At 58.2% G+C, this 26,714-nt stretch carries 20 protein-coding genes; 12 read left to right on the top strand and 8 right to left on the bottom strand.

From position 1 onward, the window contains the following. Nucleotides 1-9 precede the first annotated feature (9 nt). Complete coding sequence (gene gspC / locus GVK32_RS20705; protein ID WP_159872128.1) at nucleotides 10-861, bottom strand: type II secretion system protein GspC; 852 nt, start codon at nucleotides 859-861, stop codon at nucleotides 10-12. A gap of 306 nt (nucleotides 862-1,167) precedes the next feature. Here gspC and pulA point away from each other — a divergent pair, with 306 nt between their 5' ends. Together pulA and gspB are read left to right on the top strand one after the other, a co-directional pair. Next, entirely contained in the window at nucleotides 1,168-4,440 is a 3,273-nt protein-coding gene (pulA, locus tag GVK32_RS20700) for a pullulanase-type alpha-1,6-glucosidase (RefSeq protein ID WP_148250875.1), read from the top strand. A gap of 90 nt (nucleotides 4,441-4,530) precedes the next feature. Next, nucleotides 4,531-5,088, top strand: coding sequence for a type II secretion system assembly factor GspB (gene gspB, locus GVK32_RS20695; protein WP_370461181.1), 558 nt, complete (start codon nucleotides 4,531-4,533; stop codon nucleotides 5,086-5,088). Between the two features lie 41 nt (nucleotides 5,089-5,129). Here the strand turns inward: gspB and gspS are convergent, their stop codons facing one another. Next, nucleotides 5,130-5,504, bottom strand: coding sequence for a type II secretion system pilot lipoprotein GspS (gspS, locus tag GVK32_RS20690; protein ID WP_159872082.1), 375 nt, complete (start codon nucleotides 5,502-5,504; stop codon nucleotides 5,130-5,132). 760 nt (nucleotides 5,505-6,264) lie between these two features. Between gspS and mrcB the strand changes: the two genes are divergently transcribed. The 5 genes from mrcB (at nucleotide 6,265) to fhuB (ending at nucleotide 15,023) form a co-directional block, all read left to right on the top strand. Continuing rightward, nucleotides 6,265-8,814, top strand: a complete 2,550-nt coding sequence (mrcB, locus tag GVK32_RS20685) for a bifunctional glycosyl transferase/transpeptidase (RefSeq protein WP_159872080.1) — start codon at nucleotides 6,265-6,267, stop codon at nucleotides 8,812-8,814. 287 nt (nucleotides 8,815-9,101) lie between these two features. Further along, nucleotides 9,102-11,309, top strand: coding sequence for a ferrichrome porin FhuA (gene fhuA, locus GVK32_RS20680; protein WP_159872078.1), 2,208 nt, complete (start codon nucleotides 9,102-9,104; stop codon nucleotides 11,307-11,309). A gap of 47 nt (nucleotides 11,310-11,356) precedes the next feature. Beyond that, nucleotides 11,357-12,154 (top strand): Fe3+-hydroxamate ABC transporter ATP-binding protein FhuC, encoded by a 798-nt coding sequence (gene fhuC / locus GVK32_RS20675; RefSeq protein WP_133600610.1) that lies wholly within the window; start codon nucleotides 11,357-11,359, stop codon nucleotides 12,152-12,154. Then, on the top strand, nucleotides 12,154-13,044 hold the full coding sequence (gene fhuD / locus GVK32_RS20670) for a Fe(3+)-hydroxamate ABC transporter substrate-binding protein FhuD (protein ID WP_159872076.1): 891 nt from the start codon (nucleotides 12,154-12,156) through the stop codon (nucleotides 13,042-13,044). The genes fhuC and fhuD overlap by 1 nt, the downstream gene beginning before the upstream one ends. Then, nucleotides 13,041-15,023 (top strand): Fe(3+)-hydroxamate ABC transporter permease FhuB, encoded by a 1,983-nt coding sequence (gene fhuB, locus GVK32_RS20665; RefSeq protein WP_159872074.1) that lies wholly within the window; start codon nucleotides 13,041-13,043, stop codon nucleotides 15,021-15,023. Before fhuD ends, fhuB begins: the two co-directional genes overlap by 4 nt. A gap of 181 nt (nucleotides 15,024-15,204) precedes the next feature. Here fhuB and hemL read toward each other — a convergent pair whose 3' ends face one another. Then, nucleotides 15,205-16,485: a glutamate-1-semialdehyde 2,1-aminomutase gene (gene hemL / locus GVK32_RS20660; protein WP_159872072.1), complete on the bottom strand. Its 1,281-nt coding sequence runs from the start codon at nucleotides 16,483-16,485 to the stop codon at nucleotides 15,205-15,207. Nucleotides 16,486-16,665: 180 nt separating this feature from the next. Here hemL and clcA point away from each other — a divergent pair, with 180 nt between their 5' ends. Continuing rightward, complete coding sequence (clcA, locus tag GVK32_RS20655) at nucleotides 16,666-18,084, top strand: H(+)/Cl(-) exchange transporter ClcA (protein WP_159872070.1); 1,419 nt, start codon at nucleotides 16,666-16,668, stop codon at nucleotides 18,082-18,084. Nucleotides 18,085-18,166: 82 nt separating this feature from the next. Continuing rightward, on the top strand, nucleotides 18,167-18,511 hold the full coding sequence (gene erpA, locus GVK32_RS20650; protein ID WP_041144119.1) for an iron-sulfur cluster insertion protein ErpA: 345 nt from the start codon (nucleotides 18,167-18,169) through the stop codon (nucleotides 18,509-18,511). A gap of 91 nt (nucleotides 18,512-18,602) precedes the next feature. Here erpA and GVK32_RS20645 read toward each other — a convergent pair whose 3' ends face one another. From GVK32_RS20645 to mtnN, 3 genes are read right to left on the bottom strand one after another with little or no spacing between them, the layout of a single operon-like run. Beyond that, nucleotides 18,603-19,226 carry a TRIC cation channel family protein gene (locus GVK32_RS20645; protein ID WP_159872068.1) on the bottom strand — a complete coding sequence of 208 codons (624 nt, stop codon included), beginning with the start codon at nucleotides 19,224-19,226 and terminating at the stop codon, nucleotides 18,603-18,605. A gap of 35 nt (nucleotides 19,227-19,261) precedes the next feature. Continuing rightward, a complete protein-coding gene (gene btuF / locus GVK32_RS20640) occupies nucleotides 19,262-20,062 on the bottom strand; it encodes a vitamin B12 ABC transporter substrate-binding protein BtuF (RefSeq protein ID WP_159872066.1) in 801 nt (266 codons plus the stop codon). Then, on the bottom strand, nucleotides 20,055-20,753 hold the full coding sequence (mtnN, locus tag GVK32_RS20635) for a 5'-methylthioadenosine/S-adenosylhomocysteine nucleosidase (RefSeq protein ID WP_123710058.1): 699 nt from the start codon (nucleotides 20,751-20,753) through the stop codon (nucleotides 20,055-20,057). Before mtnN ends, btuF begins: the two co-directional genes overlap by 8 nt. 86 nt (nucleotides 20,754-20,839) lie before the next feature. Between mtnN and dgt the strand changes: the two genes are divergently transcribed. The 3 genes from dgt to GVK32_RS20620 all read left to right on the top strand — a co-directional run bounded on the left by dgt (nucleotide 20,840) and on the right by GVK32_RS20620 (nucleotide 25,279). Continuing rightward, nucleotides 20,840-22,354 (top strand): dGTPase, encoded by a 1,515-nt coding sequence (dgt, locus tag GVK32_RS20630; protein ID WP_159872064.1) that lies wholly within the window; start codon nucleotides 20,840-20,842, stop codon nucleotides 22,352-22,354. A 136-nt stretch (nucleotides 22,355-22,490) separates the two neighbouring features. Continuing rightward, entirely contained in the window at nucleotides 22,491-23,930 is a 1,440-nt protein-coding gene (degP, locus tag GVK32_RS20625) for a serine endoprotease DegP (protein ID WP_159872063.1), read from the top strand. Nucleotides 23,931-24,121: 191 nt separating this feature from the next. Then, the gene (locus GVK32_RS20620; protein ID WP_041144125.1) at nucleotides 24,122-25,279 is read left to right on the top strand and encodes a CdaR family transcriptional regulator; all 1,158 of its coding nucleotides are present in this window, start codon (nucleotides 24,122-24,124) and stop codon (nucleotides 25,277-25,279) included. Between the two features lie 92 nt (nucleotides 25,280-25,371). Here the strand turns inward: GVK32_RS20620 and GVK32_RS20615 are convergent, their stop codons facing one another. After that, on the bottom strand, nucleotides 25,372-25,761 hold the full coding sequence (locus GVK32_RS20615) for a DUF3461 family protein (protein ID WP_004858100.1): 390 nt from the start codon (nucleotides 25,759-25,761) through the stop codon (nucleotides 25,372-25,374). Nucleotides 25,762-25,868: 107 nt separating this feature from the next. Further along, on the bottom strand, nucleotides 25,869-26,693 hold the full coding sequence (dapD, locus tag GVK32_RS20610) for a 2,3,4,5-tetrahydropyridine-2,6-dicarboxylate N-succinyltransferase (RefSeq protein ID WP_004872026.1): 825 nt from the start codon (nucleotides 26,691-26,693) through the stop codon (nucleotides 25,869-25,871). Nucleotides 26,694-26,714: the final 21 nt, after the last annotated feature.

Genomic DNA, 26,714 nt, shown 5'->3' with positions numbered 1-26,714 from the left:
GCTGCGCAATTATTCATCCCTCAAGGCTAAATAGATATCCTGCCGCTGGCCGTCGCGTTCGACGGTCAGCGTTATTTCGCTAAGCTCGGGGAGCTGTTTTAATGCTTGCTGAGCCTGCTGCCGATCGCGGAGATCGAGACCGTTCAGAGCGACCGCCAGATCGTTTTCCTGTAATCCGGCCTGGCGAAAAAGAGTGGGGTCTTTGCCCGGATTAAGTCGATATCCGCTGAGCTGCTCATTGACCATAATCGGGGAAATATTGAGATAGTTGAGAATATTTTGCGGCCGCTCGCGCACCTGCTTAATCCACTCTTTCGTCGGCGGCGTCGGGGCGGATTTCACCGCTGCGCCAGCGTCGTCAAAGAGCGGTATCGCTTCGTTTCTGCCCCGATAGTTAACGATCAGGCGATCGTTAAGAATGGCGACTATTTTGGCTTCGTTACCCGGGGTGCTGTCGCCAACGCCCAGGCTAACCTGTTGATTCCCTTTCGCCACGATGGCAATTGAACGTGCGGCATCGCTGCTGGCGAGCAGGCCGGTGATCCGCAGCTTGAGGGCGGAGAGTGGTGCCTCGGCCAGGGTTTTACCGTCGGCTGAACCGTCCGCTGGCGGCGGCGTTTTTTCCGCATTGCCAAATAGCGTAAACGGCGCTAATTCGTCTGGTCGAATAGCCGCCTGGGAAGGTAAAACTGCCGCGGCGTTAATCGTTATAGCCGCAGAGTCTACAGGGAATATAATCCGCCAGCTTAATTTGGCGAGCTGCTGAGCAATAGGTAATAACATGACGAACATCACAATATGAGGCGCGTTGTTTATTATCGTTTTATTTGTTAGTGTTAACCTCATCACAGAAAAAGGTATTTTAATTCTTTTTCTCATCCTGTTTTCCCCGGGGCGGTCGCGATCCCTACCTTTATTGGTGGGTGGCTTTTTATATTTAAATATTTTATTGCGAAATTCTCGGTGAGTCGCCGCAAAGCATAATGAGTTTCGCTATCCGGGTCGTCATTCCCTTTTTATTTTTACTCCCCCGGCCGCCTACGCCCCCCCATTAATTGCTAATGGATGATTGAATCGCTGAAAGCAAAAATATCTAATTGCGGCGCTTTACAGATAAACATCTTTTCTTACCTTTCATAATTTATTAAGCATATTAGGGACTATCGAATGCTCAGATATACCTGTAATGCCCTATTCCTTGGCTCGTTGGTTTTACTTAGCGGCTGCGATAATAGTTCTTCATCTTCTTCCTCTGGCTCACCCGACACGCCCGATAATCAGGATGTCGTCGTTCGTTTACCCGATGTGGCGGTTCCCGGTGAAGCTGCCACGGCTTCCTCTCAGCAGGCGGTCATTCATCTGGTTGATATTGCTGGCATTACCAGCGCCACTGCCGCGGATTACAGCACCCGGAATCTCTATCTCTGGAATAATGAAACCTGCGATGCGCTCAGCGCCCCGATGACGGACTGGAATGACGTCAGCACCACGCCGAGCGGCAGCGATAAATACGGCCCGTACTGGGTGATTCCGCTCAATAAAGAGAGCGGCTGCATCAACGTTATCGTCAGAGACGGCACCAACAAGCTGATCGATAGCGATCTGCGCGTGTCGTTCAGCGACTTTACCGACCGCACGGTCTCGGTTATTGCCGGCAGCAGCTCGCTGTATGATACCCGCGCAGATGCGTTTCGCGCCGCGTTTGGCGTGGCGCTTGCCGAGGCCCACTGGGTCGATAAGACCACCCTGCTGTGGCCGGGCGGTGAGGGCAAACCGATCGTTCGCCTGTACTACAGCCACAGCAGCAAAGTGGCCGCCGATAGCGAAGGCAAATTTACCGACCGCTATCTGAACCTGACTCCCACCACCGTCAGCCAGCAGGTGAGCATGCGCTTCCCGCAGCTCTCCAGCTACGCCGCGTTTAAGCTTCCGGATAATGCGCCGGTCGATGAGCTGCTGCAGGGCGAAACGGTGGCGATCGCCGCCGAGAAGGACGGTATTCTGATCTCCGCCACCCAGGTGCAGACGGCGGGCGTGCTGGACGACGTCTACGCGCAGCCGGCGGAGGCCCTTAGCTACGGGGCGCAGGTGAGCGACGGCGGGGTTAATTTCCGCCTGTGGGCGCCGACCGCGCAGCAGGTCGATCTGGTGCTGTATAGCGCCGATAAAAAGGTGCTCGCCAGCCATCCGATGACCCGCGACGCGGCCTCGGGCGCCTGGGCATGGCAGGGCGGAAGCGATCTGAAGGGGGCCTTCTACCGCTATGCGCTGACGGTTTACCACCCGCAGTCGCGCAAGGTTGAACAGTACGAGGTGACCGACCCGTACGCCCATAGCCTCTCCACCAACTCGGAGTACAGCCAGGTTGTCGATCTGAACGACAGCGCGCTCAAGCCCGACGGCTGGGATAACCTGGCGATGCCTCACGCGCAGAAAACCAAAGCCGATCTGGCGAAGATGACCATCCATGAATCGCATATTCGCGACCTTTCTGCCTGGGACAGCACCGTTCCGGCCGAACTGCGCGGTAAGTATCTGGCGCTCACCGCTCAGGACAGCAACATGGTGCAGCACCTGAAAAAGCTCTCCGCCTCCGGGGTGACCCACGTTGAGCTGCTGCCGGTGTTCGATCTGGCGACGGTCAACGAGTTCAGCGATAAAGTTGCCGACATCCAGCAGCCGTTCAGCCACCTCTGCGAAGTCAACAGCGCGGTGAAGAGCAGCGAATTTGCCGCCTACTGCGCCAGCGGTTCGACGGTGGAAGAGGTGCTTAATCAGCTCAAGCAAAGCGATAGCCAGGATAACCCGCAGGTTCAGGCGCTGAATAGCCTGGTGGCGCAAACCGATTCCTACAACTGGGGCTACGATCCGTTCCACTACACGGTGCCGGAAGGCTCTTACGCCACGAACCCGGAAGGAACCGCACGGATCAAAGAGTTCCGTACCATGATCCAGGCGATTAAGCAGGATCTGGGAATGAACGTGATCATGGACGTGGTGTACAACCACACCAACGCCGCCGGGCCAACTGACCGGACTTCGGTGCTGGATAAAATCGTCCCCTGGTACTATCAGCGTCTGAATGAAACCACCGGAAGCGTGGAATCGGCAACCTGCTGCTCGGACTCCGCGCCGGAACATCGGATGTTCGCCAAGCTTATCGCCGACTCGCTGGCGGTATGGACCACCGATTACAAAATTGACGGCTTCCGTTTCGACCTGATGGGCTATCACCCGAAAGCGCAGATCCTCTCGGCGTGGGAGCGGATGAAGAGCTTAAATCCGGATATCTACTTCTTCGGTGAAGGCTGGGACTCCGGGCAGAGCGACCGTTTCGAAATCGCTTCGCAGATCAATCTCAAAGGTAGCGGGATCGGCACCTTCTCCGATCGTCTGCGCGACTCGGTGCGCGGCGGCGGTCCGTTTGACTCCGGTGATGCGCTGCGTCAGAACCAGGGGATCGGCAGCGGCGCCGGCGTATTGCCTAACGAGCTCACCAGCCAGAACGAAGATACGGTGCGCCACCTTGCCGATCTGACGCGTCTGGGCATGGCCGGCAACCTCGCCGACTTTGTGATGATCGATAAAGACGGCGCGGTGAAAAAGGGCAGCGAGATCGACTACAACGGCGCGCCGGGGGGCTATGCGGCTGACCCGACGGAGGTTGTTAACTACGTTTCGAAGCACGATAACCAGACGCTGTGGGACATGATCAGCTACAAAGCCGCGCAGGAGGCCGACCTTAATACCCGCGTGCGGATGCAGGCGGTATCGCTGGCGACGGTGATGCTGGGCCAGGGGATCGCCTTCGATCAGCAGGGTTCAGAGCTGCTGCGCTCTAAATCCTTCACCCGCGACTCCTATGATTCCGGCGACTGGTTTAACCGCGTCGATTACGCCATGCAGGACAACAACTTTAACGTCGGGATGCCGCGCAGCAGCGATGACGGCAGCAACTACGATCTGATTTCCCGCGTTAAGGAGATGGTGGCGACTCCCGGCGAGCCGGAGCTGCAGCAGATGACCGCGTTCTACCAGGAGCTGACCCAGCTGCGTAAATCATCCCCGCTCTTCACCTTAGGTGACGGCAGCGCGGTGATGAAGCGCGTCGATTTCCGCAATACCGGCGCCGACTCGCTGGCTGGCCTGCTGATCATGACCATCGATGATGGCGTCCAGGCGGGCGCAAGCCTCGACGGCCGGGTGGATGGCCTGGTCGTGGCGATCAACGCGGCGCCTGAGAGCCGGACTCTCCATGATTTCAATGGTGAAAACCTGCAGCTGAGCGCCATTCAGCAGGCGGCGGGAGAGGGGTCGCTGGCGAACGGCGTCGAGATCGCTGCCGATGGCGCGATTACGCTACCGGCCTGGTCCGTGGCGGTGCTGGAAAAACCGCAGGGCGACGCGCAGGGCGCGGGCCTGCCGGTAAGCAGCAAATAAAGCATCTCTTTAGCTGACCTGCATTCACGGGGTCAGGCAGCCCGGCGCTCGGCGTCGGGCTGCGATTCTTTCGCTATCAGGAGAAAGGGTGTGATGATTCGCCATGATGAAGAGTGCCCGATGCCCGCGGTGAGCGTCCGGGAGGCGGGATCGCCGGTGATGGTTGGTACAATGGTGCAGGTTCCCTGGCTTACCGTTCCGCTCTACGCCGGGCTATTTATCGCGCTGGGCTGGTTTGGCGGCGAGCAGTGGCGAAACGCGCCGGTCGCGCAAAAGCCGCTGGTGCCGGTGGCGCACGCGGCGCTGGTGCCGCTTAGCCAGCCTGCACCGCAGCAGGCGGCCTCCGTACCGGTATCTGCTCCGACAAAGCAAAAGGCGCAGGCCAGCGTCGAGGAGGAGAGCCCGCAGGAGGATTATTTACCGGCATTACGCTACAGCGCGCATATCTACGCCTCGAGCGAGGATAAGCGCACGATTGTGATCAACGGTCAAAGCTGGCAGGAGGGGCAATCGCCGCTGCCGAATCTGGTGATTGAGCAGATTCAGCAGGATTTAACCGTGTTTAGCTTTAAGGGCAATACCTTTACTCTGGCGGCGCTGGATGACTGGCCGGGAGGTATTATTGCGGATAGTCCACAGGGGCAATAAATTAGGCGCCAATAAAACGCAAAATAAGCGGCTGCGACATTTTATTCGCGATCTAAGCCGGCAATAAAGGGCGCCAGCTGGCGATTAAACTGACTGCATTTGGTTGTTTCCGGAGTGCTGTCCTGCTGCAGCTGTTGATACATCTGCGCGCTGCGCTGAGCCAGGGTTGCGTAATCGATATTTCCCCATCCTCTTTTTTTCCCGACATTCCACGCGGCTTGAGTGAGGGCTTCATCTGCGGGCAAGTCGCTGCGATTGCATTTGTTCTTCAGATAGCGGGCGCCTGCGGCCACCGACGAGAGCTGCTCAAGCTGCGCCTCGCTGCTGACGCCAGGACTTAACGTTGAGGTGCGATTCTGCTGACACCCTGAAAGCGCGGCGATCATGATAAGCGGAAATATAACGAAAGTTCGCATAATATTAAGCTGGAATGGTTAACTGAAGGCTAGTTTAACAAATATTCCCCCGCTGTCATCAGTAAATATTATTAGAGCCTATCCCATTAGGGCTATTTTACTTGCCATTTGGAACCTGGGCAGTGCTCGAAATCCTCACGTACTACGTGTACGCTTCGGTTTCTCCGCGCTGTCCGTGTTCAAACTGGCTACGCCAATTACGCCTGGTGGGATAGGCTATTATATAATTGTTAAGCCGCTCTCACTTTTATCCGCAGATGGTTTAAGGTTTAACTTTACTTCCGGGAAAATATTTATTGTCACAGTCCGAATATAATATTTCGTGCACCGGGAAGTTTTCGTTTTTATCCGCAGCAGGGGGGCCGAAAAGCGTGAAGCGCAAGGGGCGGCGGGGAGCATTTTTTATGTTATTAAAAAACATAATATTTTCCCTTTTGTTACGCTTTTACTGGGTAAAATGCTGGTTAAGCATATCCTGGTTTAGTGCTATCCTGTGTTCCCTGGACGATTAGTGCTATGTCCCAAAATTCTCTGCAGGTGAAGTATGTAAGGTGATGATTTATTTTATGATTTTTTAACTAAACGCATAAAAATCGATCATAGCTGCGCCGTGAGACGCTGACCGCGCGAAGTACAGTCAATAGATGGTCGCCTGCAGGATAAGACCCTACGGGTGTGAATTTGAGAGATATCTTCTTCCTCTGGCAGGGGGAAGCATTGAGAATCAGGCTTTTACGCCTGAAAGTTGCGGAGAAAAAGCATGGCGGGAGATGACCGCGAGCCTATCGGACGTAAGGGTAAACCCTCGCGTCCGGCAAAACAAAAAGTGACTCGTCGTCGGGTTCGGGACGAGGACTATGACGATGATTACGACGACGATTATGAGGACGAAGAGCCGATGCCGAAGAAAGCGAAAGGCAAAGGTAACAAGCCTCGGCGTAAACGTACCTGGCTGTGGCTGTTGATCAAGCTGGGTATCGTTGTCGCGGTGCTGGTTGCCGCCTATGGCGTCTACCTCGATCAGAAGATCCGCAGCCGCATTGATGGCAAGGTTTGGGAACTTCCGGCGGCGGTGTATGGCCGGATGGTCAACCTTGAGCCCGATATGCAGGTCAGCAAAAACGAAATGGTGCGCCTGCTGAACGCCACGCAGTATCGTCAAGTGAGCGCGATGACGCGCCCGGGCGAATACACCGTGCAGGCCAACAGCATCGAGATGATTCGCCGTCCGTTTGATTTCCCGGACAGTAAAGAAGGGCAGGTGCGCGCGCGTCTGACCTTTGATGGCGATCGTCTGGAAACGATCGAGAACATGGAGAATAACCGCCAGTTTGGCTTCTTCCGCCTCGATCCGCGGCTGATCACCATGCTGCAGTCGGCCAACGGCGAGCAGCGCCTGTTCGTTAAGCGCAGCGGCTTCCCGGACCTGCTGGTTGATACCCTGCTGGCTACCGAAGACCGCCACTTCTACGAGCATGACGGGATCAGCCTGTACTCGATTGGTCGTGCGGTGCTGGCTAACCTGACGGCGGGACGCACGGTGCAGGGCGCGAGTACCCTGACCCAGCAGCTGGTGAAAAACCTGTTCCTCTCCAGTGAGCGCTCCTACTGGCGTAAGGCCAACGAAGCCTACATGGCGCTGATCGTTGACGCCCGTTACAGCAAGGATCGGATCCTCGAGCTGTATATGAACGAGGTATACCTCGGCCAGAGCGGCGATAACGAAATTCGCGGCTTCCCGCTGGCCAGCCTTTACTACTTTGGCCGCCCGGTGGAAGAGCTGAGCCTTGACCAGCAGGCTCTGCTGGTGGGGATGGTAAAAGGCGCATCGATTTACAACCCGTGGCGTAATCCGAAGCTGTCGCTGGAGCGTCGTAACCTGGTCCTGCGTCTGCTGCAGCAGCAGAACGTGATCGACCAGGAGCTGTACGACATGCTGAGCGCCCGTCCTCTGGGCGTGCAGCCGCGCGGCGGCGTCATTTCTCCGCAGCCGGCGTTTATGCAGATGGTGCGTCAGGAGCTGCAGGCGAAGCTGGGCGATAAGGTGAAAGATCTCTCCGGCGTGAAGATCTTTACGACCTTCGATTCCGTTGCGCAGGACGCGGCGGAAAAGGCGGCCACCGAAGGGATCCCGGCGCTGAAGAAGCAGCGTAAGCTGCCGGATCTGGAAACCGCGATGGTGGTCGTTGACCGCTATACCGGCGAGGTACGGGCCATGGTCGGCGGCGCGGAGCCGCAGTTTGCGGGCTATAACCGCGCGATGCAGGCCCGTCGCTCGATTGGTTCTCTGGCCAAGCCGGCGACCTATCTGACCGCGTTAAGCCAGCCGAACCAGTACCGTCTGAATACCGCCATTGCCGATGCGCCGGTGACGATTCGCCTCTCCAACGGCCAGACCTGGTCCCCGCAGAACGACGATCGTCGCTTTAGCGGCCAGGTAATGCTGGTTGACGCGCTGACGCGTTCGATGAACGTGCCGACGGTCAACCTCGGGATGGCACTGGGCCTGCCGGCGGTGATCGATACCTGGGTCAAACTGGGGGCGCCGAAAGACCAGCTCAGTCCGGTCCCGGCGATGATCCTCGGGGCGCTGAACCTGACGCCGATTGAAGTGGCGCAGGCGTTCCAGACCCTCGCCAGCGGCGGTAACCGCGCCACGCTGTCGGCGCTGCGTTCGGTGATCGCCGAAGATGGCACCGTTCTGTATCAGAGCTATCCGCAGGCGGAGCGGGCGGTTCCTGCGCAGGCCGCATACATGACGCTGTGGACCATGCAGCAGGTCGTGCAGCGCGGCACCGGTCGCCAGCTTGGGGCGAAATATCCGGGCCTGCATCTGGCAGGGAAAACCGGGACCACCAACAACAACGTCGATACGTGGTTCGCCGGTATCGATGGAAGCCAGGTGACGATTACCTGGGTGGGTCGCGATAACAACCAACCGACGAAGCTGTATGGTGCCAGCGGCGCAATGTCGATTTATCAGCGCTATCTGGCCAACCAGACGCCAACCCCGCTGGTGCTGACGGCGCCGGAAGACGTGGTGGATATGGGCGTCGATGGCAGCGGTAACTTTGTCTGCAGCGGCGGGGTGCGTACCCTGCCGGTATGGACCACCGCGCCGGATGCGCTCTGCCGTCAGGGTGAGCAGATCCAGCAGCAGCAGCTTGAGCAGCAGCAGCAGAACAATCCGTTTAATCAGTCCGGTCAGCAGCCTCAGCAGCAGCAGCCAGCGACGCAGCAGCAGCAGCCGAAGCAGGAAAAAAGCGACGGCGTAGCGGGCTGGATTAAGGATATGTTCGGCAGCAATTAACTATCCGCTTGATTCTTCAAGTCGCCTCGCTGCAGCTTGCATGATGGTGCGAACAGGTTGTTACAACACTGGCCCTCTGATACTTCAGTATCAGGGGGCTTTTTCATTTATGTAGATTACTTAACAGTCACTTAACCCCACAATTACCGTCTGGTTATTTATTCAGCCTTTGATATCTTCGCGATGGCATATCGCTTGCCTTGCATTTCGCGTTTCGCCTATTATGTCAGCCGTCATAATAATAATTCTCGTTTACGTTATCATTCACCTTTATCAGAGATCTACCAATGGCGCGTCTAAAAACTGCTCAGCCAAATCACTCGCTGCGTAAAATTGCAGTCGTAGTAGCCACAGCGGTTAGCGGCATGTCTGTCTATGCACAGGCGGCAGTTGAACCGAAAAAAGAAGAAACCATTACCGTTATCGCAGCCCCCGTCAGCCAGGAAAGCGCCTGGGGACCGGCTCCGACTATCGCGGCAAAGCGTTCAGCAACTGCCACTAAAACCGATACCCCGATTGAAAAAACGCCGCAGTCGATCTCCGTGGTGACCCGCCAGGAAATGGAGATGAAGCAGCCGACAACGGTGAAAGAAGCGCTGGCCTACACGCCGGGCGTTTTCTCCACTCGCGGCAGCTCAACGACCTATGACGTGGTGACAATTCGCGGCTTTACGACCTCGACAACGGTGAACACCAACCAGTATCTGGATGGCATGAAGCTGCAGGGGAATAACTACTCTGAAGTGTCGATGGACCCCTACTTCCTCGAGCGCGTGGAAGTGATGCGCGGACCAACCTCCGTACTGTACGGCAACAGCAACCCTGGCGGCATCGTCAGCATGGTCAGCAAGCGCCCGACGACCGAGCCGCTGAAAGAAATTCAGTTCAAAATGGGTACCGATAACCTGTGGCAGACGGGTTTCGATTTTAGCGATGCGATTGATGATAGCGGCGTATGGTCCTATCGCCTGACCGGCCTGGGCCGCAGCCAGGACGCGCAGCAGCAGATGGCGAAATCGACCCGCTACGCGGTGGCGCCATCCTTTAGCTGGCGCCCGGATGATAAAACCGACTTCACCTTCCTGAGCAACTTCCAGAGCGATCCGTATGCGGGCTACTACGGCTGGCTTCCGCGCGAAGGGACCGTGGTGCCGTACTACGACGCCAACGGCAAGGCACATAAGCTGCCGACCGATTTCAATGAAGGCGATCCGAGCAACAAGATGTCGCGCCGCCAGCAGATGGTGGGCTACAGCTTCTCACACCAGTTTGACGATACCTTTACCGTTCGTCAGAACCTGCGCTACGCCGACGTCAATACGCTCTATCGCTCCGTTTACGGCAACGGCTACACGGCACCGGGACAGATCAACCGCGCCTACGTGCGTTCTGATGAACATCTCAACACCTTCACCGTTGATACCCAGCTGCAGTCCGACTTTGCTACCGGCGCGGTGGACCATAAGCTGCTGACCGGCGTGGACTATTCGCGCATGCGCAACGACGTCAATGCCGACTACGGTTCTGCGGATCCGATCGGCATGTCCAATCCGCAGTACGGTAATCCAAACGTCTCGGTGTACTTCCCGTACGCGGTGCTCAACCGGATGGAGCAGACCGGCCTCTATGCCCAGGATCAGATGGAGTGGGATAAGTGGGTGATGACGCTGGGCGGACGCTATGACTACGCCACGACCTCTACGCTGACGCGCTCCACTAACGTTCTGGCCGAAAATCACGACCAGCAGTTTACCTGGCGCGGCGGTATTAACTATCTGTTCGACAACGGTATCTCTCCGTACTTCAGCTACAGCCAGTCGTTTGAGCCGGTTTCAGGCTCGGGCCTCGACGGCAAACCGTTCGATCCGTCGCGCGGCGAGCAGTATGAAGCGGGCGTGAAATACGTCCCGAAAGATATGCCGGTGGTGGTGACCGCGGCGGTGTACCAGCTGACCAAGGATAAAAACCTGACGGCAGATCCGCGCAACCCGACGTTTAGCATTCAAACCGGCGAGATCCGCGCTCGCGGCCTGGAGCTGGAGGCGAAAGCGGCGGTGAACGCCAATATCAACCTCACCGCAGCCTATACCTACACCGATGCTGAGTACCAGCACGACACCGTATTTAACGGCAAACGTCCGGCGGAAGTTCCGCGCAATATGGCGTCGCTGTGGGCGGATTACACCTTCCACGAAACCGCGCTGAGCGGCCTGACGGTCGGCGCCGGCGCGCGCTACGTTGGCTCTACGGTAAGCTACTACAAAAACGATACCGCCGATGCGAAGCAGAATGACTCCTTCGGCGTCGCGGGCTACGCGTTGATGGATGCGACGGTGAAATACGATCTGGCGCGCTTTGGTTTACCGGGCTCGTCGGTGGGTATCAACGTCAATAACCTGTTCGATCGCGAGTACGTTTCCAGCTGCTATAGCGAATATGCGTGCTACTGGGGCGCAGGGCGTCAGGTCATTGCGACCGGAACCTTCCGTTTCTAATCACTCACCGGGCGCGGTTCGCCGCGCCGTTAAACAAGTTGGCCGCTATGCAGGAAAACACTCCGCAATCCGATACCACGTTTTCGTTGAATCGCGTGACCTTTCGCGTGCCTGGCCGTACGCTGCTGCATCCGCTTTCGTTAACCTTCCCGGCAGGAAAAGTGACCGGCCTGATTGGTCATAACGGCTCCGGCAAATCGACGCTGCTGAAAATGCTCGGTCGCCATCAGCCGCCGTCAGACGGCGAGGTGCTGCTCGACGGTCAGCCTCTCGATAGCTGGAGCAGCAAGGCATTTGCCCGCAAGGTGGCCTATCTGCCGCAGCAGCTGCCCGCGGCGGAGGGGATGACGGTGCGTGAGCTGGTGGCGATTGGACGCTATCCGTGGCACGGGGCGCTGGGGCGCTTTGGCGCAACGGATCGACAGAAGGTCGAGGAGGCCATTGCGCTGGTCGGGCTGAAACCCTTGGCGCATCGGCTGGTCGATAGCCTCTCCGGCGGCGAGCGCCAGCGCGCGTGGATTGCCATGCTGGTGGCCCAGGACAGCCGCTGTCTGCTGCTGGATGAGCCAACTTCGGCGCTGGATATCGCCCACCAGGTTGACGTGCTGGCGCTGGTGCATCGCCTGAGCCAGCAGCGCGGCCTGACGGTGATTGCCGTGCTGCATGATATCAATATGGCGGCCCGCTACTGCGACTATCTGGTGGCCCTTCGCGGCGGCGAGATGATTGCTCAGGGCACGTCGACTGAGCTGATGCGTAGCGAAACGCTGGAACAAATTTACGGTATCCCGATGGGAATTCTGCCGCATCCGGCGGGCAGTGCGCCGGTAAGCTTCGTCTATTAATGGAAAAAAACAACGTGATCACCCGTCGACGTTTACTGACGGCGATGGCGCTATCGCCGCTGCTGTGGCAGATGCGCGGCGCGCGGGCGGCGACCGTCGACCCGCAGCGCATCGTGGCGCTGGAGTGGCTGCCGATAGAACTGCTGATGGCGCTTGGCGTCGTGCCGTACGGCGTCGCCGATATCCCGAACTATCGCCTGTGGGTGAATGAACCGGCGCTGCCGGACTCGGTCATTGACGTCGGGCTGCGCACGGAACCCAATCTTGAACTGCTGACGCAGATGAACCCTTCATATATCGTCTGGTCGGCAGGCTACGGCCCGTCGTCAGAGAAGCTGGCACGTATTGCGCCGGGGCGCGGATTTACCTTCAGCGACGGCAAGCGGCCGCTGATGATGGCGCAGCAGTCGCTCAACGAGATGGCCGAGCTTATCGGCAAGCAGCAGGCCGCGAAGCGCCATCTGGCAGAGTTCGACGCGCTGATGGACGAACTGGGCCCGCGCTTCGCCCGCCGCGGCGATCGGCCGCTGCTGATGATTAGCCTGCTCGACCCGCGCCACGTCCTGGTTTTCGGTGATAACTGCCTGTTTCAGGAAATCCTCGAGCGCTTTGGTATCAAAAACGCCTGGCACGGGGAGAGCACCTTCTGGGGCAGCGTGACCGTCGGCATCGACCGGCTGGCGGCCTATAAGGATGTGGACGTGATCTGCTTCGACCACGGCAACGATAGCGAAATGGCGCAGCTGATGCGCTCCCCGCTGTGGCGGGCGATGCCGTTTGTCCGCGAAGGGCGCTTCCAGCGCGTTCCGGCGGTGTGGTTTTACGGCGCCACGCTCTCGGCAATGCACTTTGCCCGCGTGCTGGCTGACGCTCAGGGAGGCCCGTCGTGAGATCGCGAATTTCTCCTCTGGCGGCTCTGCTGCTGGCCATACTGCTGATTGCCGCCTTCGCGCTCAGCCTCTTTAATCTGCGCACCGCGCTGCCGCAGAACGAGTGGCGTCAGGCGCTGTGGCAGCCTGATATCGATAGCATCGCCCAGATGCTGTTTCACTACAGCCTGCTACCGAGGCTGGCGGTATCGCTGCTGGTGGGCGCGGGTCTGGGGCTGGTCGGCGTCCTGTTCCAGCAGGTGCTGCGCAACCCGCTGGCGGAGCCGACGACTCTTGGCGTCGCCACCGGCGCCCAGCTGGGGATGACGGTTACCGCGCTGTGGGCGATCCCCGGCGTGCTGGCATCGCAGTTCGCCGCCCTGGCGGGCGCGTGCCTGGTCGGTGCGCTGGTGTTTGGCGTCTCCTGGGGCAAACGACTCTCGCCGGTGACCCTGATCCTCGCCGGCCTGGTCGTCAGCCTTTACTGCGGGGCGCTCAATCAGCTAATGGTCATTTTCCATCACGACCAGCTGCAGAGCATGTTCCTGTGGAGCACCGGCACCCTGACGCAAACCGACTGGAGCGTGGTACAGCGGCTGTGGCCGCAGCTGCTCGGCGGCGCGATGCTCACGCTACTGCTGCTGCGGCCTCTCACCCTGATGGGGCTGGACGACGGCGTGGCGCGCAATCTCGGCCTGGCGCTCTCCCTGGCACGCCTCGGGGCGCTCTCCCTGGCGATTGTTCTCAGCGCGATGCTGGTGAATGCGGTGGGGATTATCGGCTTTATCGGCCTGTTTGCCCCGCTACTGGCAAAAATGCTCGGTGCCCGCCGCCTGCTCTCGCGCCTGCTGCTGGCGGCGCTGATTGGCGCGCTGATCCTCTGGCTCTCCGATCAAATCATTCTGTGGCTTGCCCGCGTCTGGATGGAGGTGTCAACCGGATCGGTGACCGCGCTGGTCGGCGCGCCGCTGCTGCTGTGGCTGCTGCCGCGCCTGCGCAGTATTAGCGCCCCGGTGATGAACGCCGGCGATAAGGTGCTGGCGGAGCGGCAGAACGTGCTGTGGTTCGCCCTCGGCGGGCTGGTGATTCTGCTGCTGGCGGTGATTGCGGCGCTGGCCTTTGGCCGCGATGCGCAGAGCTGGCACTGGGCCAGCGGTACGCTGCTGGATCAGCTGATGCCGTGGCGCTGGCCGCGGATCCTGGCGGCCCTGTTTGCCGGGGTGATGCTGGCGGTGGCGGGCTGTATTATTCAGCGCCTGACCGGTAACCCGATGGCCAGCCCTGAAGTGTTGGGGATCAGCTCCGGCGCGGCGTTTGGCGTGGTCGTGATGCTGTTCTTTGTCCCCGGCAACGCCTTTGGCTGGCTACTGCCTGCCGGCAGCCTCGGCGCGGCGGCGACGCTGCTGGTGATTCTGGTTGCTGCCGGACGCGGCGGCTTTTCGCCGCATCGGATGCTGCTGGCGGGCATGGCGTTGAGCACCGCTTTCACCATGCTGCTGATGATGCTGCAGGCCAGCGGCGATCCGCGGATGGCGCAGATTCTGACGTGGATCTCCGGCTCAACCTACGGCGCGACGCCGGAGATGGTGGCGTACAGCGGCTGCGCGATGCTGGTGCTGCTGGCCCTGGCGCCGCTGTGCCGCCGCTGGCTGACGATCCTGCCGCTCGGCGGAGAGGCGGCGCGCGCGGTAGGGGTTGCGCTGACGCCGTCACGCATCGGCCTGCTGCTGCTGGCCGCTTGCCTGACGGCCACGGCAACGCTGACCATCGGCCCGTTAAGCTTTGTTGGTCTGATGGCGCCGCATATTGCGCGCATGATGGGGTTCCGCCGCACGATACCGCATATGGTGATGTCCGGGCTGATTGGCGGCCTGCTGCTGGTGTTTGCCGACTGGTGCGGGCGGATGATCATGTTCCCGTATCAGATCCCGGCAGGTCTGCTGTCGACCTTTATTGGCGCGCCGTACTTTATCTATTTGCTGAGGAAGCAGAGCCGCTAGATGGGCGCGGCTCCCGGGCGAGGCGTGATGCCTGCCCGGGAGCGCGTGGGCTACAGATCCCGGCAGGTCTGCTGTCGACCTTTATCGGCGCGCCGTACTTTATCTATTTGCTGAGGAAGCAGAGCCGCTAGATGGGCGCGGCTCCCGGGCGAGGCGTGATGCCTGCCCGGGAGCGCGTGGGCTACAGTTTGGCGAACGCGCGGCGCGCGGCGGCGATGGTATTGTTGATATCTTCTTCGCTGTGGGCAACGGACATAAATCCGGCTTCAAACGCCGAAGGCGCCAGATACACGCCCTCTTCAAGCATCAGGTGGAAGAAGCGCTTAAAGCGCTCAACGTCGCACTTCACCACGTCCTGATAGCAGGTGACGCTTTCGGCGTCGGTAAAGAAGAGGCCGAACATGCCGCCAACGTTATTCACCACCAGCGGAATACCCGTGTCGCGCGCGGCGTCCAGCAGCCCCTGGGCCAGCTGGTTGGTTAAATCCGTCAGCGTTTCGTGAACTCCCGGCTGCGCCACTTCGCTTAAGCAGGCGAAGCCCGCCGCCATGGCGATCGGGTTGCCGGACAGGGTGCCCGCCTGATAGACCGGGCCGGTCGGCGCCAGCGCATCCATCACTTCACGACGGCCGCCAAAGGCGCCCACCGGCATGCCGCCACCGATGATTTTGCCCAGGCAGGTCAGGTCAGGGACCACATCGTAGTAAGACTGGGCGCCCGCCAGGGCAACGCGGAAGCCGGTCATCACTTCGTCAATAATCAGCAGGGCGCCAAATTCGTCGCACAGCGCGCGCAGGCCCGGCAGGAACTCCGGCTGCGGCGGGATGCAGTTCATATTGCCCGCCACCGGTTCAACGATAATGCAGGCAACCTCCTGCGGATACTGCTCGAACGCGGCGCGGACCGACGCCAGGTCGTTATAGGTGCAGGTCAGGGTGTGTTTGGCGAAATCGGCCGGCACGCCCGGGGAGTTCGGCTGGCCGAGGGTCAGGGCGCCGGAGCCCGCTTTGACCAGCAGGCAGTCGGCGTGACCGTGGTAGCAGCCTTCAAATTTGATGATTTTGTCGCGGCCGGTAAAACCGCGCGCCAGGCGAATGGCGCTCATGGTGGCCTCGGTGCCGGAGTTAACCATCCGCACCATATCCATCGTCGGCACCAGCTCCGTTACCAGCGCCGCCATTTTCACTTCCATTTCCGTCGGTGCGCCGAAGCTCAGGCCACGCTGCGCCGCTTCAATGACCGCATTACGAATGGCGGGGTGGTTGTGACCGAGTACCATCGGCCCCCAGGAACCGACATAATCGATATAGGCTTTACCGTCGACGTCGTACAGATAGGCGCCGTCCGCACGTTCGATGAACAGCGGTGTGCCGCCAACGCCGCTGAAGGCTCGTACCGGCGAATTTACGCCGCCGGGGATAAGTTCACGCGCGGCGCTATAGAGAGTTGCAGATTTGCTCATTGCCTGGATCCTGGTTCGTGAAAAATGTTTTGTTGGTTATTCTAAGTTATTCCAGGATAGTTATGAAAGTTTTGCCCAATTGAAACAAAGGTAGTACGGTGAATTTTTTCCGCGACGGGGCGCGTCCTGGCAGTTAAAATGTCCTTTGTGTTATTTGTATGACTATTAATCGACGAGAGTATGAAAGCAGAAGCCTCCTCTTTTGAAGCAAAACAAATCGTGCGCTTGCGCCGTGGTGACGTGGTTCGCCGCTTAATCCAGCGAGACAAAACGCCGCTGGCGGTGCTGTTAATGGCCGCCGTCGTCGGAACCCTGGCTGGGCTGGTGGGCGTCGCTTTCGAAAAGAGCGTCAACTGGGTACAGAACCTGCGCATCGAAACCCTGGTGCAGGTAGCGGACCACTGGTTCCTGGTCTGGCCGCTGGCCTTTATTTTCTCCGCGCTGCTGGCGATGGTCGGCTACTTTCTGGTGCGCCGTTTTGCGCCGGAAGCGGGCGGCTCCGGGATCCCGGAAATAGAAGGGGCGCTGGAAGAGCTGCGTCCCGTTCGCTGGTGGCGAGTGCTGCCGGTGAAGTTCATCGGCGGGATGGGGACCCTGGGCGCCGGCATGGTGCTGGGGCGTGAAGGGCCGATGGTGCAGCTTGGCGGGAATCTTGGGCGCATGGTGGTGGACGTTTTCCGCATGCGCAGCCCTGAAGCGCGCCATACGCTGCTGGCAACCGGCGCCGCCGCGGGCCTCTCCGCCGCGTTCAACGCGCCGCTGGCGGGGATCCTATTTATTATTGAAGAGATGCGTCCGCAGTTCCGCTACAACCTGATCTCTATTAAGGCCGTGTTTACCGGCGTGATTATGTCAAGCATCGTATTTCGCATATTTAATGGTGAAGGGGCGATTATCGAGGTCGGTAAGCTGAGCAACGCGCCGGTTAATACCCTGTGGCTGTATCTGATTCTGGGGATGATTTTTGGCGCAATAGGCCCGCTTTTTAACACCCTGGTGCTGCGTACCCAGGATATGTTCCAGCGTCTTCACGGCGGCGATCTCAAAAAGTGGGTGCTGATTGGCGGGCTGATCGGCGGCAGCTGCGGTATTCTCGGGCTGATCCAGCCTGCGGCTGCCGGGGGCGGGTTTAACCTCATTCCTATTGCCGCGGCGGGTAACTTCTCCGTTGGCCTGCTGCTGTTTATTTTTATTGCCAGGGTGATTACCACGCTGCTGTGCTTCTCCTCCGGCGCACCCGGCGGGATTTTTGCGCCGATGCTGGCGCTGGGAACCCTGCTGGGAACGGCATTCGGTATGGCGGCGACGCCGCTGTTTCCGGGCTATCATCTCGATCCCGGCACCTTTGCCATCGCCGGAATGGGCGCGCTGCTCGCCGCCTCGGTGCGCGCGCCGCTGACCGGAATTGTGCTGGTGCTGGAGATGACCGATAACTATCAGCTCATTTTGCCAATGATTATTACCTGCCTCGGCGCAACACTACTGGCTCAATTTCTGGGGGGTAAACCCTTGTATTCAACTATCCTTGAAAGAACGCTGGCGAAACAGGCCGTTGAACAGGAGGCAAAAGCGCGTGCGGTTGCCGGGGAGAATACTTGAACGATTTACCAGGGTATTAGATAATGGCTCAAAAGGTCCGGTTATTCTTTAAGCGGATCGGCAGTATTAATGGGAGCATAAAATGAGTGATGATGTCGTGTTGCCGCTGGAGTTTACCGAAGCCGCAGCCAAAAAAGTAAAATTCCTGATTTCTGATGAAGACAACCCGAACCTGAAGCTGCGCGTTTATATCACCGGCGGCGGCTGCAGCGGTTTCCAGTACGGCTTCACCTTCGACGATCAGGTTAACGAAGGGGATATGACCATCGAGAAACAGGGCGTTGGCCTGGTGGTTGACCCAATGAGCCTGCAGTATCTGGTCGGCGGTGCCGTCGATTACACCGAAGGCCTCGAAGGTTCACGTTTTATCGTGACCAACCCGAATGCGAAAAGCACCTGCGGCTGCGGATCTTCGTTTAGCGTTTGATTCGATCCCGCCGAAGTGGGGCCCATGGACGGGCCGCGCAGCAGGCACCTCTTCCCCGACTGCGGCCGGTTTACGCCGCCAAGCCCGCTTCCTAACGCCCGTTATCATCCAGCGCAAACGTCGGCAGCTTCAGGTGCCAGCGGATTGCCGCCAACCGAATGACCAGCGTCACGGCCATCCCCATCATCGCCGAATTCTGCAGCGACACGTTAAACGTATCGTAGGCCGTTGCGTGCACGATACCGCCGACAATGCAGGCCGTCGCATAGATTTCGGTACGTAAAATCATCGGGATTTCACGCGCCAGCACGTCGCGAATAATGCCGCCGCCGACGCCGGTCACCACCCCCATGCAGACCGCGACCAGCGGACCGCTGTGGGCAATAAAGGCTTTATTGACGCCGATGCCGACAAATACCGCCAGGCCGACGGCGTCAAGCACCGGCAGGATCCATTTCGGCAGCCGGCGCGGCTGACGTACCAGCAGGATAGTCAGCATGCTGGTCACCATGGCCACCACCAGGTCCGTTGGGTCTTTAACCCAGAACACCGGGCCGTTGGCGAGCGCCATATCGCGGATCGTCCCGCCGCCCACGGCGGTCACCACCCCCAGCACCAGCACGCCGAAAGGGTCCATCCGCAGTTTGCCGGCCAGCAACACGCCGGAGATCGCAAATACGGCGGTGCCAATAATATCCAGCCAATAGACAAGCATCGTCAGTTCCCGCTTAGCGCCTGGTTAACAGGCGATTATTTTACCTGCTCGAGCGCAGTACAGAGTTGTTTTGCGGCGAGGATAATACGTGGGCTCGCGCGTTCAAACCAGTCGCTATGCAGCGCAATCAGGGAAATTTTTAACTGATTATGCCAGTAGCGTTCGACTTCGGGAATTTTGCGGGCATCGCCGGTGATGACAATGGCCTGCGGCTGCCTGGCGAGAACCTGCTCGCGGCTGACCTGGGGCCAGGGCGCTTTACTGGCAGCGAAAATATTCTCCCCGCCGCACAGCGTCAGAACCTGATCCTGAATCGATCCCTGGCTGCTGGTAAAAAGAGGGTTGCTGCCAAACTGGAGAAAGACGCGCTTCTTCGGAAGGTGGGCGTAGCGGGCCTTCAGCGCGCGATAGTCGTTCTGCATTTGCTGCGCCGCCTGGCGGGCCTTTTCCGGCTGGGGGCTCCACTGCGCCAGCTGTCGCAGGGTGGTGATAATCTCTTCGATGGTAGCGGTATCGACCCAGATGACCTTGATACCGAGGGAGCTTAGCTGATTAACCTGCCGCTCGGCGTTGCCTCCGCGCCACGCCAGGACCAGGTCGGGCCTGAGGGCGACAATGCGCTCCAGGTTCATCCCCTGCCAGCTGGAAACCTGCTCGATGCCGGTGGCTTCCGGCGGGTAGTCGGAATAGCTGCTGACGCCAACCGGCGTGATGCCTGCCGCAAACGCCAGCTCGGTATTGGCCGGGGATAGCGTAATCACCCGCGGCGCGGCAAAGAGCCACACCGGGGCCAGCAGCAGCAGGGCGGCAAGCGCCTGTTTTAGCGATTTAGCCACGCGTCAGGTTCTGCACCAGATTTTCCACCATCAGGGTGGACTGCCTGGCGGCGACGGCGAGGAACTCGTCGAAGCTCAGATGGGACTGCTGATCGGCAACGTCGGAGATGGCGCGAACCACCACGAACGGGACGCCGAAGTTATAGCAGACGTGCGCGATGGCGGTGGCTTCCATTTCGACCGCTACGGCCTGCGGGAAGTTATGGCGGATTTTCGCCAGCCCGACGGAGCCGTTGATGAACGCGTCGCCGCTGACGATCAGACCGCGTACCGCGTTAAGATTCAGCGCTTCGATGCTGGTTTGCGCGGCGGCAATCAGCTTATCGTCGGCTTTGAAGCCTGCCGGGCAGCCCGGCAGCTGGCCATATTCGTAGCCGAATGCGGTCACGTCGGCGTCGTGGTAGCGGGTTTCGTCGGAGATAACGATATCACCGACTTTTAGCGTTGGCTCAAGACCGCCCGCGGAGCCGGTGTTGATAATCACGTCCGGCTTGCAGACTTCCAGCAGCAGCGCCGCGCCCATCGCCGCGGCAACTTTACCGATCCCCGATTTCAACAGGGCGATGTCGGTACCGTGAAGCTGGCCGGTATAAATTTCGCTGCCGCCAAGGGTGATAGTCTGGCGGTTTTCGATTTTGTCGCGCAGAAGGGTAACTTCTTCTTCCATGGCGCCAATAATGCCGATTTTCATAGATTTACTCGCGATGTGTCAGGTTTAGTTGCATAGTCTATCATGCACTCAAAGGGAAACGTTATTGCTCGCGAGCGGGAGAGGCTATGGCAAAGATTGATTTTCGCAACAAGATTAACTGGCGCCGACGCTATCGCTCGCCGCAGGGCGTCGAAACGGAGCGTGAAATCCTGCGTATTTTCGAAAGCGATCGCGGGCGCATTATTAACTCCCCGGCCATTCGCCGTTTACAGCAGAAAACCCAGGTCTTTCCGCTGGAGCGCAACGCGGCGGTGCGCACCCGACTTACCCACTCTCTCGAAGTGCAGCAGGTTGGACGCTACATTGCCAAAGAGGTTCTGAGCCGGCTGAAGGAGCAGCAGCTGCTGACGACCTACGGCCTGGATGAGCTCGGCGGGCCGTTTGAGAGCATCGTCGAGATGGCGTGCCTGATGCACGACATCGGCAACCCGCCGTTTGGCCATTTTGGCGAGGCGGCAATCAATGACTGGTTCAGCCAGCGCCTCGCGCCGGACGATGCGGCTAACGAAGCGTCGCCCAACGATCGCTGCACGGTTGAGGTGCTGCGCCTGCGGCCGGGCGAGGCGTCACTGAACGCGCTGCGCAGTAAGATCCGCCAGGATCTGTGCTGGTTTGAGGGCAACGCGCAGGGGATTCGTTTAGTGCATACGCTAATGCGAATGAATCTTACCTGGGCGCAGGTTGGCTGTATTCTTAAATATACTCGCCCGGCCTGGTGGCGCGGTGATGCGCCTGCCAGTCACAGCTATTTAATGAAGAAACCTGGTTATTATTTAGCCGAAGAGGGCTATATTGCGAGGTTACGTAAAGAACTGGATCTGGCTCCTTACAATCGCTTTCCTTTAACATGGATTATGGAAGCGGCGGACGATATCTCATATTGCGTCGCCGATCTTGAAGATGCGGTAGAAAAACGAATTTTCAGCGTAGAGCAACTCTATCAGCATCTGTACGACGCATGGGGGCAGCATGAAAAAGGTTCGTTATTTTCCCAGGTGGTAGAAAATGCGTGGGAAAAATCACGTTCTAATTCCCTAAGTCGGAGTACAGAAGATCAGTTCTTTATGTATTTACGGGTGAATACGCTGAATAAACTGGTGCCGTATGCGGCCCGACGCTTTATAGATAACATCGCGAAGATTTTTACCGGTGATTTTAATCACGCGCTGCTTGAGGATGATAGCGACTGCAGTCAGCTGCTGGAGCTATATAAAAACGTGGCGATAAAACATGTGTTTAGCCATCCGGATGTAGAGCAGCTGGAATTGCAGGGCTATCGCGTTATTAGCGGCCTGTTAGATATCTATAAGCCGCTGCTGAAATTATCGCTGGAGGAGTTCAGCTTATTAGTCGAAAAAGAGAGAGTGAGAAGTCTGCCTATCGCTTCGCGGCTATTTCAGAAACTTTCCACGCGACATCGGCTGGCCTACGTGGAGGCGGTAAACAAAATTCCGGCAGATTCTGCAGAGTTTCCACTGATGGAATACTATTATCGCTGCCGCCTGATCCAGGACTATATTAGCGGGATGACGGACTTGTATGCATGGGATGAATATCGGCGGCTGATGGCGGTAGAATAGGTACAGGTTTTGTAAAGACGGACAATAATTTTTTACTTTTTGGCAGTGCTTTATTCCGGAACTTAGCGCGATAAAATGACTCTGATAGTCACTTACATAGCAATTCTGCGTTATCTAAAATCGAGATATGAGACATATGAAAAAAACCACGTTAGCAATGAGTGCACTGGCTCTGAGTTTAGGTCTAGCGTTATCCCCGCTCTCTGCGAGCGCGGCAGAAACAGCTTCTTCGGCGACTAATGCGCAGCAGATGCCGAGTCTGGCCCCGATGCTGGAAAAAGTCATGCCGTCGGTCGTCAGCATCAACGTTGAAGGCAGCACCACCGTGAACACGCCGCGGATGCCGCGTAACTTCCAGCAGTTCTTCGGCGACAACTCGCCGTTCTGCCAGGACGGTTCACCGTTCCAAAGCTCTCCGTTCTGTCAGGGCGGCGGGCAGGGCGGCGGTGCGCCGGCTGACGGCGGCCAGCAGCAGAAATTTATGGCGCTGGGCTCCGGGGTCATTATTGATGCGGCGAAAGGCTATGTCGTCACCAATAACCACGTTGTGGACAATGCGACGACCATCAAAGTTCAGCTCAGCGACGGGCGCAAATTTGACGCCAAAGTGGTGGGTAAAGACCCGCGTTCCGATATTGCGCTGATTCAGATTCAGGATCCGAAAAACCTGTCGGCAATTAAGCTGGCTGACTCCGACGCCCTGCGCGTAGGCGACTACACCGTGGCTATCGGTAACCCGTTCGGTCTGGGTGAAACCGTGACCTCCGGTATTGTTTCCGCTCTCGGCCGCAGCGGCCTGAACGTGGAAAACTACGAAAACTTTATCCAGACGGATGCGGCGATTAACCGCGGTAACTCCGGCGGTGCGCTGGTGAACCTGAACGGCGAACTGATCGGTATCAATACCGCGATCCTCGCGCCGGACGGCGGCAACATCGGCATCGGCTTTGCTATTCCGAGCAACATGGTGAAAAACCTGACCGAGCAGATGGTCAAATATGGCCAGGTGAAACGCGGTGAGCTGGGGATCATGGGGACCGAGCTGAACTCCGAGCTGGCAAAAGCGATGAAGGTCGATGCCCAGCGCGGCGCCTTCGTCAGCCAGGTGATGCCGGGCTCTGCCGCGGCGAAAGCCGGTATCAAGGCCGGGGACGTGATTACCTCGCTGAACGGTAAGCCGATTAGCAGCTTTGCCGCACTGCGTGCGCAGGTCGGAACGATGCCTATCGGCAGCAAAGTCGAGCTTGGCCTGGTGCGGGATGGCAAACCGGTCACCGCGACCGTTGAGCTGCAGCAGAGCAACCAGACCCAGGTTGACTCCAGCAGCATCTTCAACGGTATCGAAGGGGCTGAAATGAGCAACAAGGGCCAGGATAAAGGCGTAATGGTCAATAACGTCAAGGCCGGGACCCCTGCGGCGCAGATTGGCCTGAAGAAAGGCGATATTATCGTCGGTGCTAACCAGCAGCCGGTGAAAAATATTGCCGATCTGCGCAAAATCTTTGACGCTAAACCGTCGGTGCTGGCGCTGAATATTCAGCGCGGTGATAGCACTATCTACCTGCTGATGCAGTAATCTCTGTCGGCGACACCGGCCCCTTCTCCTCGCCCGAGGGAAGGGGCTTTTTTTTACCCTGCACCGCGACCGAACCGTCATTCTGTGATTCCTTCCACAACTCCATACTTCTCTCCCGCTCTTTGTGCATACGCACAATGCACCGCTAACCCAACTCTTTTATGCTGGTGCCCTGCTCACGGGAGGGTTACATGGCTGGCTGGCATCTTGATACCAAAATGGCGCAGGATATTGTGGCGCGTACCATGCGCATCATTGATACCAATATCAACGTAATGGATGCTCGTGGGCGCATTATTGGCAGCGGCGATCGTGAGCGTATTGGTGAATTGCACGAAGGCGCGCTGCTGGTTCTCTCGCAGGGGCGGATTGTCGATATCGATGATGCGGTGGCCCGCCACCTGCACGGCGTACGCCAGGGGATCAACTTGCCGCTACGTCTGGAAGGGGAAATCGTCGGCGTCATCGGTCTGACCGGCGAGCCTGAAACGCTGCGCAAGTATGGCGAGCTGGTATGCATGACCGCAGAGATGATGCTGGAGCAGTCCCGGCTGATGCACCTGCTGGCCCAGGACAGCCGCCTGCGTGAAGAGCTGGTGATGAACCTGATTCAGGCAGAAGAGAACACCCCGGCGCTCACCGAATGGGCGCAGCGCCTGGGAATCGACCTGAATCAGCCGCGGGTGGTGGCAATGATTGAGGTCGATAGCGGCCAGCTGGGCGTGGATAGCGCAATGGCGGAGCTGCAGCAGCTGCAGACGGCTCTGACCACCCCGGATCGCAATAACCTGGTGGCGATTGTCTCATTAACGGAGATGGTGGTTCTTAAGCCCGCGCTCAACGCCTTTGGCCGCTGGGATGCGGAAGATCACTGCAAACGGGTTGACCAGCTTATCGCCAGAATGAAGGAAAACGGCCAGCTGCGTTTCCGCGTGGCGTTAGGCAACTTCTTTACCGGGCCCGGGAGCATTGCGCGCTCGTATCGTACCGCTCGCACCACCATGATGGTCGGCAAGGAGCGCATGCCGGAGAGCCGGAGCTATTTTTATCAGGATTTGATGCTGCCGGTGCTGCTCGATAGCCTGCGCGGCGGCTGGCAGGCCAACGAACTGGCCCGTCCGCTGGTTCGCCTGAAGGCGATGGACAATAACGGTCTGCTGCGACGCACGCTGCAGGCCTGGTTTCGCCATAACGTTCAGCCGCTGGCGACCTCAAAGGCGCTGTTTATTCATCGTAATACGCTGGAGTACCGGCTGAATCGTATTTCAGAGCTGACGGGGCTGGACCTGGGCAGTTTCGACGATCGGCTGCTGCTCTATATTGCGCTGCAGCTGGATGAACAGAGGTAGGGGATAATCCCGGATGATGGCGAGAACGCCTTATCCGGGCGGCTGTACACATAGCCCCGACGGGCATCGCCGGCCAGGGAAGGGGAGCAGACTTACTTGTTGCGGGTCAGTTTTTCCAGATCGGCTTCAATTTCGCTGATCTTGTGGGTGACGACGCTTTCAAGATGACGCAGATCGTCGAGGATCTTACGTTTCAGATCGACTTCAGTGCGATCGCGCTGGCAGATCTGATCGAGCTCATCGATAACGTAGCGCAGGTTGGGACTGATCTCCTGCACTTCTTTATAACCCTGGCCTACGCCATCGGCGACCACGGTCTTACGCTGACGCGGATACTTAAACTTAACGCTCTTGGCGAAGAATTCGCCCTTGTCCTTCTGAAAATAGATTTTCAGAATGTCGTTGTTAGCTTCCTGCCGCAGGCTATAGCGATCGATTTCATCAGGATTGGTAATGCCCAGACTTTTCAGATTATCGTACATAACGGTACCTTTGATATCATCATAACCTTTGAATAATTAACGAAAAAAACCATCTTCGCCAGCGTCAAATATAAAAAAAGCGGGATATCTCCCGCTTTTTATACTGCTTAGTCGATGGTACGCAGCAGTTCGTTAATGCCGACCTTGCCGCGAGTTTTCGCATCAACCTTCTTCACGATCACCGCGCAGTACAGGCTGTACTTGCCATCTTTCGACGGCAGGTTGCCGGAAACCACCACCGAGCCGGCCGGTACGCGACCGTAGAAGACTTCGCCGGTTTCGCGGTCGTAGATTTTGGTGCTCTGGCCGAGGTACACGCCCATCGAGATAACGGAACCCTCTTCGACGATAACGCCTTCGACAACTTCAGAACGCGCGCCGATAAAGCAGTTATCTTCGATGATGGTTGGGTTAGCCTGCAGCGGTTCCAGCACGCCGCCGATACCCACGCCGCCGGAGAGGTGCACGTTTTTACCGATCTGCGCGCAGGAGCCGACGGTAGCCCAGGTATCAACCATGCTGCCTTCGTCAACGTAGGCGCCGATGTTGACGTAGGACGGCATCAGCACGGTGTTGCGGGCAATGAACGCGCCCTGGCGAACGGCCGCCGGCGGAACCACGCGGAAGCCCTCTTTCTGGAAACGCGCTTCATCGTAGTCGGCGAATTTCATCGGTACTTTATCGAAGTAGCGGCTTTCCGCACCGTCGATAACCTGGTTATCGTTAATACGGAAAGAGAGCAGAACCGCTTTCTTCAGCCACTGGTGGGTGACCCACTGGCCATCGATCTTTTCAGCGACACGCAGAGCGCCGGAATCAAGCAGGGAAATGACCTGGTTAACCGCTTCGCGGGTTACGGTATCCACATTTGCCGGCGTGATGTCGGCGCGACGCTCAAAGGCGGACTCAATAACATTCTGTAATTGCTGCATTGTTTACTCTTTCTCTATTAC

Source organism: Klebsiella sp. 18074 (assembly GCF_902705905.1).
Lineage (GTDB): Bacteria > Pseudomonadota > Gammaproteobacteria > Enterobacterales > Enterobacteriaceae > Klebsiella > Klebsiella terrigena.
This window is presented reverse-complemented; position numbering and strand designations above follow the sequence as displayed.

What these genes read in the sequence shown, in the direction of transcription:
- mtnN (WP_123710058.1), bottom strand. Translation starts at nt 20,753, where the DNA reads ATGAAAATCGGCATTATTGGCGCCATGGAAGAAGAAGTTACCCTTCTG.
- clcA (WP_159872070.1), top strand. Translation starts at nt 16,666, where the DNA reads ATGAAAGCAGAAGCCTCCTCTTTTGAAGCAAAACAAATCGTGCGCTTG.
- hemL (WP_159872072.1), bottom strand. Translation starts at nt 16,485, where the DNA reads ATGAGCAAATCTGCAACTCTCTATAGCGCCGCGCGTGAACTTATCCCC.
- pulA (WP_148250875.1), top strand. Translation starts at nt 1,168, where the DNA reads ATGCTCAGATATACCTGTAATGCCCTATTCCTTGGCTCGTTGGTTTTA.
- dgt (WP_159872064.1), top strand. Translation starts at nt 20,840, where the DNA reads ATGGCAAAGATTGATTTTCGCAACAAGATTAACTGGCGCCGACGCTAT.
- GVK32_RS20645 (WP_159872068.1), bottom strand. Translation starts at nt 19,226, where the DNA reads ATGCTTGTCTATTGGCTGGATATTATTGGCACCGCCGTATTTGCGATC.
- fhuC (WP_133600610.1), top strand. Translation starts at nt 11,357, where the DNA reads ATGCAGGAAAACACTCCGCAATCCGATACCACGTTTTCGTTGAATCGC.
- GVK32_RS20620 (WP_041144125.1), top strand. Translation starts at nt 24,122, where the DNA reads ATGGCTGGCTGGCATCTTGATACCAAAATGGCGCAGGATATTGTGGCG.
- dapD (WP_004872026.1), bottom strand. Translation starts at nt 26,693, where the DNA reads ATGCAGCAATTACAGAATGTTATTGAGTCCGCCTTTGAGCGTCGCGCC.
- fhuA (WP_159872078.1), top strand. Translation starts at nt 9,102, where the DNA reads ATGGCGCGTCTAAAAACTGCTCAGCCAAATCACTCGCTGCGTAAAATT.
- mrcB (WP_159872080.1), top strand. Translation starts at nt 6,265, where the DNA reads ATGGCGGGAGATGACCGCGAGCCTATCGGACGTAAGGGTAAACCCTCG.
- fhuD (WP_159872076.1), top strand. Translation starts at nt 12,154, where the DNA reads ATGGAAAAAAACAACGTGATCACCCGTCGACGTTTACTGACGGCGATG.
- GVK32_RS20615 (WP_004858100.1), bottom strand. Translation starts at nt 25,761, where the DNA reads ATGTACGATAATCTGAAAAGTCTGGGCATTACCAATCCTGATGAAATC.
- erpA (WP_041144119.1), top strand. Translation starts at nt 18,167, where the DNA reads ATGAGTGATGATGTCGTGTTGCCGCTGGAGTTTACCGAAGCCGCAGCC.
- degP (WP_159872063.1), top strand. Translation starts at nt 22,491, where the DNA reads ATGAAAAAAACCACGTTAGCAATGAGTGCACTGGCTCTGAGTTTAGGT.
- gspS (WP_159872082.1), bottom strand. Translation starts at nt 5,504, where the DNA reads ATGCGAACTTTCGTTATATTTCCGCTTATCATGATCGCCGCGCTTTCA.